We start from the raw sequence: 17,249 nt of genomic DNA on the forward strand, positions 1-17,249 counted from the left end.
AAGCGCAAAGTCCGCAAGTTTTAATATTCAAACTTTTGCGGACTTTGCGTAAACCTTCGCGCGCTTTGCGGTTAAATAGGAGGTTAATTTTTCACCTGAGCCCCTTTATACTCACTTGGCGATAAATTATAAAACTTTTTAAATTCTTTACTAAAGTGTTTTCGATCATTAAAACCTACCATATAAGTAACTTCAGAAACCGAATAACTAGTATTGATTAAAAGACTCGCCGCTTTCTTTAAACGCATATTTTTAATAAGGCCAGCCACAGACTGATTCGTCAGCGTTTGTACTTTTTTATATAATACTGTTCTGCTCATTCCGATTTCGTTGACCAGATCGTTTACATCAAAATCAGTATTATCGAGATTGGCTTCAATAATCTGAATTAGTTTTTTTAGGAACTGTCCTTCGGGTGTATTTAGATTTTCCTGTTCCGTATCTTCAATAAATCCGTCACCATATTTCTGACGCATGATTTCTTTGGCTGATAATAAATTCGCAATCGTCAGTTTTAATTCTTCAATACTGAAAGGTTTCGAAATATAAGCATCTGCACCAGTTGAAAGCCCTTCGATTCTGTTTAAAGTTGACGATTTTGCTGTCAATAAAATAACCGGAATATGATTGGTATTCTGACTTGTTTTTAAAATCGTACACAATTCAAATCCATCCATTTCTGGCATCATCACGTCGGTTACAATCAAATCCGGAATTTCTTTTTCCATATATTCCAGCGCCTGGATTCCATTTATGAATTTCAGCACTTTATAATCGGCGTACAAAATATCGTAGACAAAAGAGAGCACTTCTTCATTGTCTTCAATTACTAGGACGGTCTTTTTAGAAGTGTTTTCCGGTTCCTCTAAATATTCGGGTTCATAAAGATCAATTTCAGTTTTAACATCTGAAATCGGATTTGCATTTTCTTCAATCTTAACCGAATTTTCAACAATCTGCGATTTCTTAAAATGCTCTTTTCCTTTCTTTAAAGTAATTGTAAAAATGGTGTTGAAATTAGCGTCGGCTTCAGTCTGTACTTTTATTTCGCCATGATGTAATTCAACAATACTTTTACTTAGCGCCAAACCAATTCCGCTTCCTAAATTGGCGCTTCCGCGTTCGTCCAGCTGAAAAAAGTTCTTGAAGATTTTCTTCTTTCTATTTTCTGGAATCCCAATTCCGTTGTCTTTTACTTTAATTTCAATCAAATCAGAATCTTCTTTTTGCTCGACAGCCAAAGTAATTCTGCCATTCTTGCCCGTAAATTTAAAAGCATTCGAAAGCAGGTTATAAATCACTTTCTCCATTTGATTTTTATCGAAATAAATCAAAGCCGTATTGATATTCAGCACAAACTTATAATCGATTTTTTTCTCTACTGCAATGCCTCGGAACGATTCATAAATATCAAAACAAAACGAAACAATATCTTGCTGTTCGCAATAGATTTTCATGCTTCCTTTTTCGGCTTTTCTGAAATCCATTAATTCGTTAACCAATTTCAAAAGGCGATCCGAATTGTTTTTAATGATTTTCAGTTTATGTTCCAGATTCGAATTCTTTTCGGCTCCATTTAATAATTCTTCAACTGGCCCGCTTATCAGGGTTAATGGCGTTCTAATTTCGTGTGAAACATTCGTGAAGAAATCCAGTTTCATTTTATACAATTCTTCCTGTCTTTCTTTTTCAACCTGTTCCAGATAATAAGCTTGTTTTAATAATTCACGGTTTCTTAAAAAACGGAACAATAAAACTCCGGCTCCTGCTAGTAAAGCAACATAAATTAAGTATGCCCACCACGTTTTCCACCAGGGCGGTAACATAATAATTTTTAAAGTTTTAACCGACGGATTCCACTCTCCGCCTCCGCTTGAAGTTTTGATTTTTAGAGTATAAGTTCCCGAATTCAGGTTCGTCAAATTGATGTAATGCTGTGAACCTATTACATGCCATTCGTCTTTATTAAACGAACTTTCCAGTTTATACGCATATTCACTTTTTTCGGGCGAAATAAAATTCATGGCACTAAATTCTATTCCAATATAGCCCTGATCGTGTTTTAAAGTGATTTCAGAAGTTTCGCTAATACGTTTTTCCAACGAAACCTCTTTATTTCCTGGTCTGATTTCTTCATTATTTACGATTAGTTTGGTTAGGACAATTGGCGCTTTATCTTCGGTTTTAATTAATTTCGAAGGATTAAAAAGCACTAATCCGTTCGAACAGCCAAAAGCAAGTTCTTTAGCATTCAGCTGTATACTGCAATTATTAGAAAACTGCTTTACTTTCAATCCATCTTTCGATGAATAAGAAGTAATTTCAAAATCGGAAATTCTAAAAGTCGGACTTAACTTTTTGGTTTTTAACTTATAAAGCAAATTATTATCGCTAATCCAGATATTTCCTTCCGAATCTTCCGAAATACTTTTTATGGTTTCATCTGTAAAACCCATCGAACGGTTGATTTCAAAGAATCTTCCTTTCTTTTCGTCAAATAAATTCACGCCTCCGCTTTCGGCACCGATCCAAAATCGGTTTTTAGAATCGGTAAACATGACAGTAAGACTGTTGTTAGACAAACCGCTTTTTCCGCCGGTTTTAAAAACTCTTGTAACCTTTTTTAGTTTTTTATCGAAATAATTCAAACCGTATTGTGTAGCAATCCAAAGTCCGTCTTTTCGGTTCACCAAATCGGTAATAAAATTATCGCTAAGCGAATTCGAACTGCCGTCTGCCATATAAATTTCGACCGTTCCGTCGGGCATTACTTTTTTCAGTCCGTTTCCGTTGGTTCCAACCCAAAGATCTTCATTATCCATCAACAAAGAAGTAATCGGACGTTCTCTTTCTTTGGAATCCTTTCGCGAAAGCGAGATAAACTGAAATGTTTTACTGCTTTTATTGAATTTAAATAATCCGTTGAAAGTCCCACAAAATAAATTCTGCTTGTTCTGATTGACCAAAGCTGTAATCATATTCACGCTTTTGTCAAAATCATAACCTTCAATCTGATACGTTGTGTTTCGGTTATTTCTAAAATCAAGATAATTTAAACCTCCTCCATTCGTTCCAACCCATAGAGCACCGTCATTTTCTCGTGCAACCGCATTGACAAAAGCGGTATTTAATCCGAAATTCGGTTTAACCACTTCTCTGATGTTGGTGAAATTGGCATTTGTTTTCTGAAAAAGATTAACTCCTCCTCCATTTGTACCAATCCAAATATCATTGTGACGATCTTTTAAAAAGCATTTTACATCATCGTCTGAAAGGCTGTAACTTTCTAACGGATTGTGTCCGTATTTGGTAAACTGATTTCTGTCTTTTTTGTAAACACACAAACCGTTTTTTGTAGCAAACCAAATCGTATTATTGTCCACTGCAACAATATCATTTACCCAGTTTGAGGATAAACTATTTCTGTTATTTGTATTCAGCAGATAATTTTTGACAACATTTTTATCGACATCAAAATGAAAAACGCCATTGGCTTCGGTTGCAAACCACAAATCGCCATTCTTTTCTTTGACGACTTTCCAGATTTTAGATTTTAGTAAAGCTTCATTTTCTACCAAAGCTTTTGGAAGCGTTTTTTTAGAACCGTTTTTAGGATCAAAACATTCCAAACCTTTAGAAGTTCCAACTAAAACTCCATAATTACGATCGTAAAACAAAGACAAAACCCTGCTTTTTCTGAATGGCGAATTATGATCGTTTGAGATTTCTTCCAGTAAATATTGCTGTCTGTTCAGGCGTTTGATTCCGCCAAAAGTTCCAATCCAGATTCGGTTTTCATCGTCCTGAATTATGGAAGAAATATAATTTCGCCCGCCTTTTATTTTCTGGACATCGACACGTACAAAACTTCTTTCGTTTTTATTAAAAAGATTCAGTCCGTTATTGGTTCCAATCCAAAGTTCTTTTTGATTGTCTTCCAGAATTACATTTACGTGATTATTGCTGATACTGTTCAAAATGTCCTTATTGTAAACATATCGAAGGAAATCATATCCGTCATAACTAATCAAGCCGTTCGCCGTTCCGATCCAAATAAAACCTTTTTTGGTTTGATGAATACTCGAAATCATACTCTGCGAAAAACTGGTATCATAGTTAATATGGTCAAAGTACAAATCGGAACTTTGAGCAAATGAACTGACAGCAGTTGCAAAAAATAGAATAAAACTTAAAATGTAGTTTTTGATGCTTTTCATAAACAAAATAGAATAAACGCCCGAGTAATTTAATTTCAATAAACCTATGAAAAAAATCAATCGAATGCACTGCAAAATACCGCTATTGCGAAAAATAAAGGAGGGAGTTTTTTCTTTTTAAGGGGTGTAGATGTACTTTCTCCCTAATTTTTAAGAGTAGTTTTTTAATTTGGAGCTAATTCCAGCTATCCGCTATATCTTTTGTGGTCTCGTTTTTATTTTACGAGACCACAAAGGATATCGCTCCTATCTGGGCTAGGGCAGTCATTTTCAAAAGTCCGTTTTTTATTGAATTAAAATTAGAAAGCGGAAGTATCCATTTTTAATTTATATTTAATCAAAAAATACGATTCTGTTTTTCAAAACTAAACATGCAACAATTAGAAGATATAATAAATCACGTTTCAACTAAAAACAAAAGAAACCTCTTTACCTTTTTGACAGGAGCCGGACTTTCTTCAGAAAGCGGCATTCCAACTTACAGAGGTGTTGATGGAATTTGGGTCAAAGGAACACAATTTCATAAACCGGAAGAATTTGGAACTTTTAAATACTTTAAAGAACATCCCGAAGAAGTCTGGCAATATTCTTTGTTTAGAAAGAAAATGTTTCAAAATGCCAAACCAAATGAAAGTCATTACGAATTGGTTGAAATTGAAAACATCCTGAAAGACCGATTTCATCTTATTACCCAAAACATTGATAATTTACACCGACAAAGCGGAACCGAAAGAATTTTCGAAATCCATGGCAACAATAGAGAAATTAAATGTTCGAAAGGCTGTAAAGAAATCGTAAAGCTACCTGAAGAAATAAAAGGAAAAGAAATTGACGAAGATCTGACTCAAAGAGAAATAGAACTTTTAAAATGTCAAAGTTGCGGAAGCTGGATGAGACCTAATATCTTATGGTTTGATGAATATTATGATGAGAAAACCAATAAAAAATTCAGTTCTTTAAAAATTGCTAAAAATTCGGGAATACTATTTATTCTGGGAACTTCGGGCGCGACAAATCTCCCGATTGCAATTGCAGAAACCACTCTAAAATATGGCGGAACTATTGTTGATATCAATATAGAAGACAATCAGTTTACCGCTTTGATAAAGGATAAAAAAAATAAAATCATCATTCGTAAAACATCGACTGAAGCTTTAAAAATCATAAAAGAGATGATTAAAAATATACAACTGACTTAAAGAATATGTACAAATTTTATTTTTTCATACTACTATCTTTTTTATTGACATCTTGTGATAGAAGAAGTGATATAACTCAAGAGTTATTAGATTCTGTATGCGAGATTCATATACAAAACAGAGCTATTGATCCATATGGAGGAATTGAAGAATATAGAATTACAGATAAAAAAGAAATAGTTTCTATATGCAGTGAATTATTATCATTAAAGCAAGAAAATAATTTACCTACTAAGCCGTATGATGGAACTATTCTTATTTTATTTGTTAGAAAAGATCATGATGGTACAAAAGAATATATTAATTTCCTCTCCACTGGAATTATTCTTAAACCTAATAATGACTATTATATAGATTTTTCAGAAGGTCAATATGTCTCAGACCATTTTCTAGCAAGAATTTTAAAGTATTTGCAAATAGATGAAACTAAAGTTGCCGCATTAGATAACTATAGAAAATCTCAGGAAAAATCTAGTCTATCTTTTGGTTCTAAAAACAAAAACATAAAAACATTAGAAAATCATAATTTTAAATTAGATATCGAAACTCAGTTTTCTAATGACACATTGGATATAATTGATTATAAAAATGATTTTTGTAGCAGTCCTATAATTTTAAATCAGGAATTATCTTTTTTTGAGAAAAATAAATTAATTAAACATTATAAACTGCCTGTTAAGATTGTAAAGAGAAAAACTATTACAAAAAGCAGTTTGAATACTTTACAAACTCCAATCTATGAAGTAAATCTGGCGAAAACTAGCGACAATGATTATTATATAGTTAATGGTTCAGACTGTTGCAATGGTTCAGGTTGTCCAGAATTTACAGGAATTTACACAATGCAAGGAAAAGTAATTTATGAAGGATTATCTACAGAAAAACAAAAAATACTTTTAAGAGATGTATTGAAGAAATATAAAATAGATATCAATACTCCTAAAATGAAAATTAAGGTAGATGACTTTTAAATGGTAAATCCCCACACTCTGAAGATTTCACTATAAAAGCTTTTCAATTAAAATAAAGATGAAAAAAATAACCGTTCTTAGAATTTTGCCCATATTTATTGTTGTTTCCGGAGTGACTGCATTTCTTATATACAATAATCAATTGAATAAAAAATTCATTCTATTGGAGGTAAACAGTATTATTATCAAACGAAATAATTGGCAATTAACAACAACCGAATTTTATTTACAAAATGGGTTGAGAATTGATTCTACATTTAAAGATAATTTTGACCTGAAAATAGGAGACTCTATTTCAAAAAAATCAAATACAACTATTTTTATGGTTTACAGAAAGGAAAATGGAACATATAAGTTTTACAAAAAAAATACTATTGATTAAAACGACCTTATTTTAGACTTAAAAATTTTAAAAAAGCCACTTCATTAAGAAATAACTTCTGTCTCCTCAATCAACCCCAAAATTTTCCCATAAGCGATCGCTGCTTTATGCACTTGGACTGTCCAGTCTTCGGCAGCATTGTCATCAGCACCGTCTGAAATGTATTTTAAAGATAAAAATGGAATGTTTTCTTTCATGGCAATCACGGCTAAAGCATAAGCTTCCATATCAACTACATTGTAAACATCAGATTTATGTTCCATTTCGAAGTTATCGCCTGTTCCGCAAATACCTTCAGGCAAATCATCCATTTTTAAACCGTATTCTAAAACTGGCGGTAAACCGGATAGCGGCGTTTCGTATAAGGCAAAACCTAAACCGCGGACATCCATATCTCTTTGCACAAATTGAGTACAACAAATTACTTCGCCTTTTTGAAAACAACTGCTTCCCGCCGAGCCCAGATTTATAATTACAGCCGGTTTTTTCTTTTGAATAGCTTTAGTCAATTCATAAGCCGCATTTACTTTACCAATTCCAGTAATTAAAACGTTATGTCCTTTAAAAACTTCAGCTGCTTCAGATTCAAGAGCAAATGAGAATAATATATCTTGGACAGCAAAAGATTCTGTCTGGTTAATTTGTATCATGCGTAATTTAATTTTCGGTTTACAAAAATACGTTTTAAAATTTACGCGGTTCTAACCTAAATTTAAAATCTAAAAAACACGTTAAATTCTGGTTTGAATGCGGGATTTTGTTTTTTAAAAAATACTTTTGTTAGAAACAGTTAAAAAGAATTTCCATCCTTAAAAACCAGAAAGAGAAACTGCATGGATAGCGAAAAATTTATTTTCTGCCTAGAAGGCGTGAAAGATATAGACGATCTTACTCCAACGCATGTGGTAAAATGTCTCGAAGAATTGGCTATTGACCAAGGCATTTCGAGCATTCATAAAACTTGCGATACCATTGAAGGTTTAGAAGAAAGTTTGAACATTTTATTGTATGAAGATCATAATTTTAAAGATTATGAAATCATTTATCTTGCCATGCCAGGACAGGAAAACAACATTTGCCTTCATGATTATTACTATAGTATAGAAGAAATCGCCGAACTTTTTGAAGGAAAAATGAAGGGCAAAATCATCCACTTTGCCAATCTTAAAGTTTTAGATTTAAATGAAGAAGAATCACAATATTTTCTGGATATAACAGGAGCAAGAGCCATTTCCGGTTACGGATCCACCTATAATAGAATTGCAAGCTGCAGTACGATTGATAAAGCATTTTTTAGTTTGTATCAGGAAAACGATAACTTGATTGAAGTTGTCGAAGACCTTTATGCTAAACATTATAATCTATGTAAACTGCTTGATTTTAGATTATACTATTAAAATGAAAAAAAAGCAGGCTGAGAAAATAAAGACATACAGTCCATCAGGATTTCGGGAGAAGTTTCTGGGAGAAGACAATCCCATTCATTTACTTTTCAAATCCAATTCGGATCATTTTTTCTGTCTAGAGATTGAGGAAATCATGCAGATGCAGCATCCTGTTCCGCCTTCTAAACATTCTTGCCATACCTTAATTTTTATTTCTTCGGGACAACATGTAATGAAATTGGGACATCAGGAATACATCACGACCGATAACGAAATGATTATGGTACCTGCTGGACAGATTTTCTCTCTTGAAAATGTCAACAATATACATAAAGGATTTATCTGTCAGTTTCATCCTGATATTTTAATTCGAAAATACGGAAGCCGAGAACTGCTGAATGAATTTGATTTCTTAAAAATTTCAGGAAACCCAAAAATAAGCCTTCCTAAAGAGGATATCGGTTCCATTGTCAACATTTTGGAACGATTGAAAAAAGAATATTCTGAAACTGCCTTTACAGATCTTAATATTGTACAGTCTTACCTGATTACTCTTTTTTATGAAATGAATAAAAATGCGGTAAAAACGGCAAAAGGCATTTCGGCTGCTGCTGTTATTACAGCAAAATTCAAAGAGCTTATTCACGATCATATCAAAAGCCAGCATCAGGTCAATTATTATTCCTCTCTATTGAGCGTAACTCCTAACCATTTGAATAAATGTGTCAAAACCGTAACGGGGAAATCTGCCGTAAAATGGATTGATGAAAACATATTGTTAGAGGCCAAATATTTACTCTTTCAGACCACACTTTCTGTAGGTGAAATCGCAACTCAGGTAGGTTTTGAGGATCAATCTTACTTTAGTCGTTTCTTTAAAAAAGCGGAAGGAATTTCTCCTATACGTTATCGAAAAATGATTGATAAGTCCTAATTATTGATTATAACATCCTAACAAAAAGCTTTACTTTTTTCAGAAATTTGCCTCTTGAAAAAAATGCAAATTATGATTTATGTTTTTAAAACTTCCGTTGACAGCCAGACCAAATTTGAGTCGGCATCTCTATTACTAGATCAATTATTGCCTGAATCTAAGTGGAACTTTGATCTTGAAGACTGTGACAATATTTTAAGAATCGACAGTGAACTTGACATTCCGAGTCTAATTCAAAACAACGGCATTTTTGATTGTATTGAATTAGAATAAAATAACCTTCAACCTCTTCATAAAATAATATGGAAACCAAATTATATCAAAATAGAACTTTTGATACCGTAGATTACTCTGAACAGAGTTTATCGAATGTAGAATTTGTAAACTGCGAATTTGTTAACTGCAACTTTTCTAAAAGCGATTTAAGTCATAACGATTTCTTAGACTCTACTTTTAAAAACTGTAATCTTTCATTGGCAGTTCTTAAAAATACAGGTTTAAAAAACATCAAATTTATCGGATGCAAACTTATGGGATTGGATTTTAGTGCCAGTAATAGTTTTTTATTCTCCATGAATTTTGAAGATTGCCTTTTGGATTATTCTACTTTCATTTATAAGAAGCTGAAGAAAACCAACTTCACAGACTGCTCTCTCAAAGAAACCGATTTCTCAAATACGGATTTATCTTTGGCAATTTTTAAGAACTGTGATCTGTCCGGTGCTACTTTCGTAGAAAGTATTTTAGAAAAAACCGATTTCAGAACTTCCAGAAATTATGCTTTTGATCCGTCAGAGAATAAAATTAAAGGAACAAAAGTTTCACATACAGCACTTGCTGGTTTGCTAGAAAAATTTGATTTATCAATTGAATGATTTAAAAATTAATAGTCTCCTTTTTTGAGAGCTGTCATAAAAACAGAAAGCGGAATACAAAATTAATTGTACTCCGCTTTTCCTATTTATTAACCATGAATTTATTGCTGTTTGATCCAACGAGGATCTCCAATTTTATTATCTATTAAAGTTTGGTTGCCTAATGTAAAATCTCCTGCAGTTGCGTTTACAAATTGTGGATTTAGTTCTGTTGCGCCAGTATCAGGTCTATTATTAGTTAATGCTGCCTTTAAATTAGGTGAATTAAAATTATTATTATTTCCAAATGCTGGAGCAGATGTCGTAACTTGATTGGTATAAATTGCCTGTCCAACAACAAACAAGGTATTACGTACCGCTAAAACATTTGCATCAAAACGTACATACAAAATCCTATTACTAGCTAGTAATGTAGGAGCATAGATAGTACATGCATCAATTACTACGTTACTTGTTAAACCTGTTCCTGACAAACCTCCACTAGCAGGAAGAACATTATCTATCCTAACAAAATCACGTCCTGTAGAACAAGAATCAAATGTACTATTTTTAAGAACTACACTTGCAATATATGTATTTCTAAAATCAATAAAATCAGCTCCTCCATTTGTATTTACTGACTTGATAATACTGTTATCAACTGTAAATGAAGTTACTTTTGAATTTGAAGCACTAGCAGCAATCAAAGCTCTTGTATAATCATGAACTCTAGAATTACTGATTAAAATATTTCCATAATTAGAAGTTCCTGAAATAGTTACCACTGCAGCATTAGTTAATGCAGTTCCGTCTAAATCTAAATCTACCAACGAAAGATCAACAAGACCTGGATTTACAGTAAATTTCACATTCAGTTTTGGTTTATTCTCTGGCCTTGTACCTCTAATAATAAGAGTTTTATTTACAATTAGCTCTCCCGTAGTCTGATATGTACCTGGCACAAGCAACAATCTTGATCCTGCAGTCGCTTGAGCTATTTTATCAGTCAAATTATCCCCTGGATTTACCAAAATACCCTTTGTTAAATCAACACCACTAGTAAATGTTAGTATTCCTCTTGTTTTAGTTCCATTTTTTAGAGTAGCAGTATAGTTTGTTTCTGGAGTTAAACCAGTAACAGTTGCCTCTCCTTTTGTTTTTTCTTCCGCTGTTATAGTGTGAATCACATCACCAGGCTGCGATATAATTTGGGTTACATTACTGTTAGGCGCCCATCTCAAAATAATAGAATTTGCTTGGATTTCTTCTGGTTTAATTGGAAGAAAAATTTGTTCGGATGCTGTAGCAGCAGAAGTAATCGACCATTTAGAATCGTCAAGGCCACCTGCACTTACAGCTTTTACTCTAATATAATAAGTAGTTTCTCCTTCTAAAGGCACTTGTATTGGCAATTGGCTTGTAGTAACATTAACTGTTTTGAAAATAGTTTTAAATTCAGGATCATCTGGACTAAATTCTACTACATAATGATCTGCATTTTCATCTGCCTTCACAGTCCAGTTTAACTCAACTGTGGTTGAGTTCCTAACTCTGGCTGTAAGTCCAATTGGCGAAAACTCTCTAGAGTTCCCAACACCATCTAATAAGCCTTCATTATAACTATCGCAGCTTGAAATTCCAATTGCAAGAAATAATACGGCTATTAATCCTCTATATATATATTTTGATTTCATCATAATACCTTAAATTTATTATTAATTTCTAAAGGTTTTAATAACCGTAGTCATTTTTTAATTGACCATTACTTCCATCCAAAAACACTTGCCATATTGGCCAGAATTGTCTGTTATCAGGATTAACCCCTGTTTTATACAATGAGTTTATCTTAGTATCTGCAGCTGTACCTGTCCATGTCCAAGCAATAGATGAATATGTTGTTCCAGGGTTTGTTGTTTCTCCTCTATTTAGTCCGTAAATATCTAAACTTACATTATCTGTTTTGTACTTGTAATACAAAGTTGACGGTACAGTAGCATAATTACCAGTACGTGCTGATAAGTCAGCCATTTTTTGTTTGGCTTCGTCTAATTTTACTTTTAACAAATTCCAGCGAATTAAATTTTGTTTACGCTCCATTTCTCCTGTAAACTCATATTTATTCTCAAGAACAAGTGCATTAAACATTGCTTCTTTACTGTTTAGAGCGTTCACATAGTTCTCTACTTTTTCAGCCTGAGCTGCTGCAGGAAATGATCTTCTACGAACTTCTTTTAAATAAGACATTGCTGCACTAGGCCCTTCTAGTTCGTTTGCTGTTTCAGCAGCTATAAGCAACACTTCAGCATAACGCATGTACATTTTATTAACTCCATCATCATTATCTGAAGTAACTCTGCGTGTCATCCATTCATAACGATACTTACCAAAATACCATGTATCTAATGTTCCTAACTCTTGTTTAGCAATAGGATACGGAGATGCTGCTACAGCAGTACCCCATTTGTAAGGTACACAAGTAACATCTCTACGCAAATCAGTTTGATCATAATCGTAAAAAACAAATGGTAAAGGACCAGCTACACCTCCACGGTTCGCTCCATTTTGCTGAAATTGATCACTTGCAGAAGTGTGTTTTACTGCAAACGTAAATAGCATACGTCCACGTCCATTTGAAAAAGGAAGTTCCCAAAGAGATTCTCCACCAGCTGTGGTAATTTCTTGATTATATTTTCTCCAAAGCCCTTCAAAAGTAGATTCTAAGTGAGCAGAACCACTTTCTATAACTTCACGAGATTCTTTTAAAGCCAATGCATACATAGTAGCCACTGAAAGTTCCGGATCACTGCTTCTTCTTACTCCATCAGGATATTGCTGATAACCACTTGCTGCCAATGCCAAACGAGCTCTAAATCCTTTTACAAAAGCTCTATTTACATGTTCAACAGTACTGGTATAAGAAGTTGTACCCGGCCATGCCACCAATGTTGATGCTTCTCCTAAATCTGCAATTATTTGCTTATAGATAACATCTCTGCTTGATTTAGGCAAATATAAAGTCGCTGTAGTAATAGGTTCAAAACGAGCAGGAACATCTCCCCATGCTTTAATCAAATCTGCATAGTAAATAGCTCTAAGTGTTAATGCTTCTCCGAGTAACTGTCCCATTTCTGTTCCAGGTAAAGGATTACCATACTTACGTATTCCTTCAATACAAATATTTGCTCGCTCAATACCCATATACATCATCGCGTAAGCATTCGTTATATTGTTCATTTCTGTGTTACTTGGTTTTGCATCGTAAACACACAAATCTGCTTTATCTCCTGCTGTTTGTGAGGCATTATACCATTCTACATCTGTATTTAGTCCATAATATGGTAAAAATCTTCCTCTGTAAGAGTTCGTTTCGGCGAACGGTACTTTTATTCCATCAATAGCTCCTTTTGCAAGTTCAGCATCAGAAAAAATCAATTCGGGCTTTAATGTTGACGGTGCGTCTGTTTCTAAATAGTCGTCTTCAAATTGCTGGCAAGAACTAAATAGACTTGAAATTATCAATCCTGCTATTATTAATTTATGTTTCATTTTGTGATAATTTAAAATTAGAAATTAAGATTCATCCCAAAAACCATTTGTCTGCTTCTTGGATAAGGACTTGAATCAACCCCTGGTGTAAGAGGGTTTTTTCTCTTAGTTGAAACTTCTGGATCAGAACCAGAGTAGTTAGTCCAAACAAAAACATTGCTTGCCGTCATATAGAATCTCAATTTAGAAACTCCAAGTTTAGATGTAAACATCTGCGGGGCTGTATATCCTAACGTTAAAGTATTTAATCTTAAAAATGATGCATCTTCAACTGCCCAATCTGTAAATATAGCTGTTCTCATATATGGAGACCACATAGTAGTATTAGCATTCAAAGCTGCCAATTGATCTGGATCGGTAACTAATTGGCCTGAAACTGGATCCAAATTTGTCCATCTTTTTCCATCAGCCATAGTAGAATTTAAATTTTTATACTGACCAGAAGCTGAAGCTGTCGAGAATTCAATTTTATCAGCATTATAAACATCATTACCAATACTCCAGTTAAAAGCCGCCATTAAATCAAATCCATAAGCATTACCATTGATAACAAAACCACCTGTACTTTTAGGGTTATAATTACCAATAACTGTTTTATCATTTAAATCTACTTTACCATCTCCATTAACATCTTTCAATTTCATATCTCCTGGCTTAAGACCACTTCCATCTCCCACTAACGTGGTAGCTGTAGGAATTACACCTGCTTTTAAAACATATTTCCCGCCAACGTAATCGAAGTCTGAAACCTCATATCTACCATCATTTTTATAACCATACATAGTTCCTAAAGATGAACCAACTGCGATTAAATAATCATCTCCAATTTGTGAAGAAGCCCAACCTGTAGCTTGTCCAAAATTATTCATAACCCCAAGTGAGTTAATACGATTTTTATTTATTCCCATATTAAATGAAAAGTTCAATCCGTACTTCGCTTTTTCAATTGCCACAACATTTATTGTTGCTTCAAAACCTGTGTTTTGAGTTTCTCCCATGTTACGGTATTGGTATTCGTATCCAGATCCTGGAACTGGGAAATTAATTAATAAGTCACTTGTAATGTTTTTATAAACATCAAAATTACCACTTAAACGATTTTTGAAAAATCCAAAATCCAAACCAACATTCTGAGTTACTGTAGTTTCCCATTTCAAATCTGGATTAGGCATTGTTTTTGGAATTGCCCAAACACTAGTAACTCCATTAATCCATGTTGTTGGAATAGATTGAAAAATTTGAGTTTGCTGTCCTACAGGAATATTGTTATTTCCTGCTTCACCATAACTAGCTCTTATTTTTAAAAGATCTATCCAATTTTTATTTTTCAAGAAACGCTCTTCAGAGATTTTCCATCCTGCTGCAAAAGCTGGAAAATAACCCCAACGATTTTGTGATAAAAATTTACTTGATCCATCTGCTCTAAATGTAGCCGATAAGATGTAACGGTTTTTATAGTCATAATTAGCACGTCCAAAAAATGATAATAATCTATCATCTGGATTATAATAATTATCTACCGCTTGTGGTGTCCCTTGTGATGTTAGTGTTTTTGCTTGGTTAAAATCAAAGAAAGAAGGATATCCATGAATAGTAGAAGTCACAGTATTTACATCGTAATTAATACTTTCTTCTCCTACAAGAGCTGTCAAATGATGATTTTCACCCATTATTTTTTTGAAATCATAATTCAACGTATTTGCATTTCTAAAACGTCTTTCTTTACCATCTGTAATAATCATAGCTGGCTTGCCTTGTAAAGTACTAGCTGGAGCGTTAGCCACATAGTAAGTACTACGTCCATAATAACGATAATCTAAACTGTTGTAATTATCTAGACCTAAATCTACTTTCAATTTTAAATTATCTACAAGTTCCCATCCAAAACTTCCCAACATATTAAAGTTCTTACGGAACTGCTGACGATTATTATCCGAAATAGATCTTAAAGGATTGATCAATACATCTGTTCCATCTCCAGAAACATCATCAGAAGTTAAACCTGAAACAGGAATTGGTGCATACCCCACAATAGTACGCATACGTGAATCTGATGAAGATTTTTCATTTTGCTCATTTACACCTCCACCATCAATCTCAGTATCAGAATAACGCACTGTAAAACCAACATCAATTTTATCACTTACTTTACTTTTTAAAGCCAAAGCAAGGTTGTTTCTTTTGTAATTTGAACCTAGCATAATTGCCTTTTCATCGAAATGAGCGTAATTGAAGTTATAATTTAACTTATCTGTTCCGCCTCTGATTCCTAAATCACGGCTTTGTACCTCTCCTGTACGTCCAAAAATCTGCTTTTGCCAATCATTTCCTTTTACCCCCTTGTACATATCTTGATCCTGCCAATTTCCAAAGTATTTAGTGTAAGAAGCTGGATCCGAAGCCACTTTTGTTCCAGTTTGAGAAAGCAATGCATATTCGTACTGCCATTTAGTGTAATCTTCAGGAGATAAAACATCGATTTCATTAGCCATAGTTTTCATACCGTAGAACATATTGAAATTCACTGCTATTTTCCCGTCTTTTCCACTTTTTGTTGTAATCAAAATTACCCCGTTTGCACCACGAGATCCATAGATGGCAGTTGAAGCTGCGTCTTTTAAAACGGTCATTGTCTCAATATCAGATGAAGAAATGTCATTCATGTTATTGATAGGAAATCCATCCACAATAATTAAAGGCGATGCATCTTGAGTAAGTGAACCACCTCCACGAACTCTAATTCTAATATCCGCATCTGGAGATCCCTCTGCAGAAGTAACCTGAACACCCGCAATTCTACCTGTTAAAGCTTCTGCAACATTTGCCACTGGGACTTTTTTCAAGTCGTTACCAGAAATAGTAGATACTGCTCCAGTTAAGTCAGATTTTTTAGATGTACCATATCCAATAACAACAACCTCATTTAAGTTGTTGGAATCTTCGAGCATCGTAGCATTTACTTTTGCTTTTCCCTCTGTCGCTACATCAATGCTTTTAAAACCAATAAACGAAAAACTTAAGACAGCTTTCGGATTGGTTAATTTTATTTTAAAGTGGCCGTCAAAGTCAGTAGAGGTTCCGTTCTTAGTTCCTTTCTCCAAGACATTTACTCCTGGCAGAGAAAGTCCTGCAGCATCTTTCACGGTTCCCTCTATAGTTGTGCCCTGTGCATGCATTTGACTGCCGATCAATAAGCACAGTAAGAAAACAAGTTTAAAGCAAAAATTTGCTCCTTTGTTTAATAGTTCTTTAAAGTTCATGGTTGATTGTTTAAGTTGTTAATTTTTTTTCGTTTTGGTTTAAGTGGTTTTTTGTGGTTACTTCAATTCATTTTTGCAATTATTAATAGGTCTGTTTTTTATTCAAAATTTTCTTATTTCTTAAATAACAGTGTTAATCTCTGTTACTTTATATGTTGTGTCACTTAATCGTTTTCGAACAACAAAAAATAAGTTGTAATCGATTACACAAACATAGATATTTTTTTGAAACGAAAAATAAATTCTCATAAAAATTTGCTAAAAAAAATTACATATTGAAAATTTTATTGCTTTTTTATGTGAGATATATAATTTATCTTAACTTAAAATATTAAAAATATTATTACTAATCGTTCATTTGATTCTCTTTTTATAAAAAAAACAATCGATTACATGAATATTAATTACGAAATTATTAGGTGTTATTTTTACACTTAAAAAGTTAAAAAGATGCTAAAAAAATTTGAGGCCAGAAGAAAATTATGCTGATTTTTAAAGTGT

At 33.3% G+C, this 17,249-nt stretch carries 12 protein-coding genes; 7 read left to right on the top strand and 5 right to left on the bottom strand.

Going from position 1 to position 17,249, the window contains the following annotated elements; genetic code table 11:
• Window positions 1–83: 83 nt before the first annotated feature.
• Complete coding sequence (locus tag P2W65_RS00885) at window positions 84–4,217, bottom strand: hybrid sensor histidine kinase/response regulator transcription factor (RefSeq protein WP_289662841.1); 4,134 nt, start codon at window positions 4,215–4,217, stop codon at window positions 84–86.
• 371 nt (window positions 4,218–4,588) lie between these two features.
• On the opposite strand from P2W65_RS00885, the gene P2W65_RS00890 reads away from it, so the two are divergent.
• The 3 genes from P2W65_RS00890 to P2W65_RS00900 are packed head-to-tail and all read left to right on the top strand — an operon-like array spanning window position 4,589 to window position 6,769.
• The gene (locus P2W65_RS00890) at window positions 4,589–5,416 is read left to right on the top strand and encodes an SIR2 family NAD-dependent protein deacylase (RefSeq protein WP_289662842.1); all 828 of its coding nucleotides are present in this window, start codon (window positions 4,589–4,591) and stop codon (window positions 5,414–5,416) included.
• 5 nt (window positions 5,417–5,421) lie between these two features.
• Entirely contained in the window at window positions 5,422–6,387 is a 966-nt protein-coding gene (locus P2W65_RS00895; RefSeq protein ID WP_289662843.1) for a hypothetical protein, read from the top strand.
• 58 nt (window positions 6,388–6,445) lie between these two features.
• Window positions 6,446–6,769: a hypothetical protein gene (locus P2W65_RS00900; protein ID WP_289662845.1), complete on the top strand. Its 324-nt coding sequence runs from the start codon at window positions 6,446–6,448 to the stop codon at window positions 6,767–6,769.
• Window positions 6,770–6,813: 44 nt separating this feature from the next.
• Here the strand turns inward: P2W65_RS00900 and P2W65_RS00905 are convergent, their stop codons facing one another.
• On the bottom strand, window positions 6,814–7,419 hold the full coding sequence (locus P2W65_RS00905) for a 5'-methylthioadenosine/S-adenosylhomocysteine nucleosidase family protein (protein WP_289662846.1): 606 nt from the start codon (window positions 7,417–7,419) through the stop codon (window positions 6,814–6,816).
• Window positions 7,420–7,602: 183 nt separating this feature from the next.
• On the opposite strand from P2W65_RS00905, the gene P2W65_RS00910 reads away from it, so the two are divergent.
• The 4 genes from P2W65_RS00910 to P2W65_RS00925 all read left to right on the top strand — a co-directional run bounded on the left by P2W65_RS00910 (window position 7,603) and on the right by P2W65_RS00925 (window position 9,963).
• On the top strand, window positions 7,603–8,166 hold the full coding sequence (locus P2W65_RS00910; protein WP_289662847.1) for a DUF6642 family protein: 564 nt from the start codon (window positions 7,603–7,605) through the stop codon (window positions 8,164–8,166).
• 1 nt (window position 8,167) lies between these two features.
• Window positions 8,168–9,088: a helix-turn-helix domain-containing protein gene (locus P2W65_RS00915; protein ID WP_246611235.1), complete on the top strand. Its 921-nt coding sequence runs from the start codon at window positions 8,168–8,170 to the stop codon at window positions 9,086–9,088.
• A gap of 63 nt (window positions 9,089–9,151) precedes the next feature.
• A complete protein-coding gene (locus tag P2W65_RS00920) occupies window positions 9,152–9,361 on the top strand; it encodes a hypothetical protein (protein ID WP_289666146.1) in 210 nt (69 codons plus the stop codon).
• A 29-nt stretch (window positions 9,362–9,390) separates the two neighbouring features.
• Window positions 9,391–9,963, top strand: coding sequence for a pentapeptide repeat-containing protein (locus P2W65_RS00925; protein ID WP_289662848.1), 573 nt, complete (start codon window positions 9,391–9,393; stop codon window positions 9,961–9,963).
• A 101-nt stretch (window positions 9,964–10,064) separates the two neighbouring features.
• Here P2W65_RS00925 and P2W65_RS00930 read toward each other — a convergent pair whose 3' ends face one another.
• The 3 genes from P2W65_RS00930 to P2W65_RS00940 are packed head-to-tail and all read right to left on the bottom strand — an operon-like array spanning window position 10,065 to window position 16,748.
• On the bottom strand, window positions 10,065–11,639 hold the full coding sequence (locus tag P2W65_RS00930) for a DUF4957 domain-containing protein (RefSeq protein ID WP_289662850.1): 1,575 nt from the start codon (window positions 11,637–11,639) through the stop codon (window positions 10,065–10,067).
• Between the two features lie 34 nt (window positions 11,640–11,673).
• The gene (locus tag P2W65_RS00935) at window positions 11,674–13,488 is read right to left on the bottom strand and encodes a RagB/SusD family nutrient uptake outer membrane protein (protein WP_289662851.1); all 1,815 of its coding nucleotides are present in this window, start codon (window positions 13,486–13,488) and stop codon (window positions 11,674–11,676) included.
• Window positions 13,489–13,505: 17 nt separating this feature from the next.
• Window positions 13,506–16,748, bottom strand: coding sequence for a SusC/RagA family TonB-linked outer membrane protein (locus P2W65_RS00940; RefSeq protein ID WP_289662853.1), 3,243 nt, complete (start codon window positions 16,746–16,748; stop codon window positions 13,506–13,508).
• Between the last annotated feature and the right edge of the window lie 501 nt (window positions 16,749–17,249).

It is taken from the genome of Flavobacterium panacagri, assembly GCF_030378165.1.
Lineage (GTDB): Bacteria > Bacteroidota > Bacteroidia > Flavobacteriales > Flavobacteriaceae > Flavobacterium > Flavobacterium panacagri.

Coding starts and splice junctions, on each gene's coding strand:
- P2W65_RS00900 (WP_289662845.1), top strand. CDS start 6,446: ATGAAAAAAATAACCGTTCTTAGAATTTTGCCCATATTTATTGTTGTT.
- P2W65_RS00915 (WP_246611235.1), top strand. CDS start 8,168: ATGAAAAAAAAGCAGGCTGAGAAAATAAAGACATACAGTCCATCAGGA.
- P2W65_RS00940 (WP_289662853.1), bottom strand. CDS start 16,748: ATGAACTTTAAAGAACTATTAAACAAAGGAGCAAATTTTTGCTTTAAA.
- P2W65_RS00890 (WP_289662842.1), top strand. CDS start 4,589: ATGCAACAATTAGAAGATATAATAAATCACGTTTCAACTAAAAACAAA.
- P2W65_RS00905 (WP_289662846.1), bottom strand. CDS start 7,419: ATGATACAAATTAACCAGACAGAATCTTTTGCTGTCCAAGATATATTA.
- P2W65_RS00895 (WP_289662843.1), top strand. CDS start 5,422: ATGTACAAATTTTATTTTTTCATACTACTATCTTTTTTATTGACATCT.
- P2W65_RS00920 (WP_289666146.1), top strand. CDS start 9,152: ATGCAAATTATGATTTATGTTTTTAAAACTTCCGTTGACAGCCAGACC.
- P2W65_RS00935 (WP_289662851.1), bottom strand. CDS start 13,488: ATGAAACATAAATTAATAATAGCAGGATTGATAATTTCAAGTCTATTT.
- P2W65_RS00925 (WP_289662848.1), top strand. CDS start 9,391: ATGGAAACCAAATTATATCAAAATAGAACTTTTGATACCGTAGATTAC.
- P2W65_RS00930 (WP_289662850.1), bottom strand. CDS start 11,639: ATGATGAAATCAAAATATATATATAGAGGATTAATAGCCGTATTATTT.
- P2W65_RS00885 (WP_289662841.1), bottom strand. CDS start 4,217: ATGAAAAGCATCAAAAACTACATTTTAAGTTTTATTCTATTTTTTGCA.
- P2W65_RS00910 (WP_289662847.1), top strand. CDS start 7,603: ATGGATAGCGAAAAATTTATTTTCTGCCTAGAAGGCGTGAAAGATATA.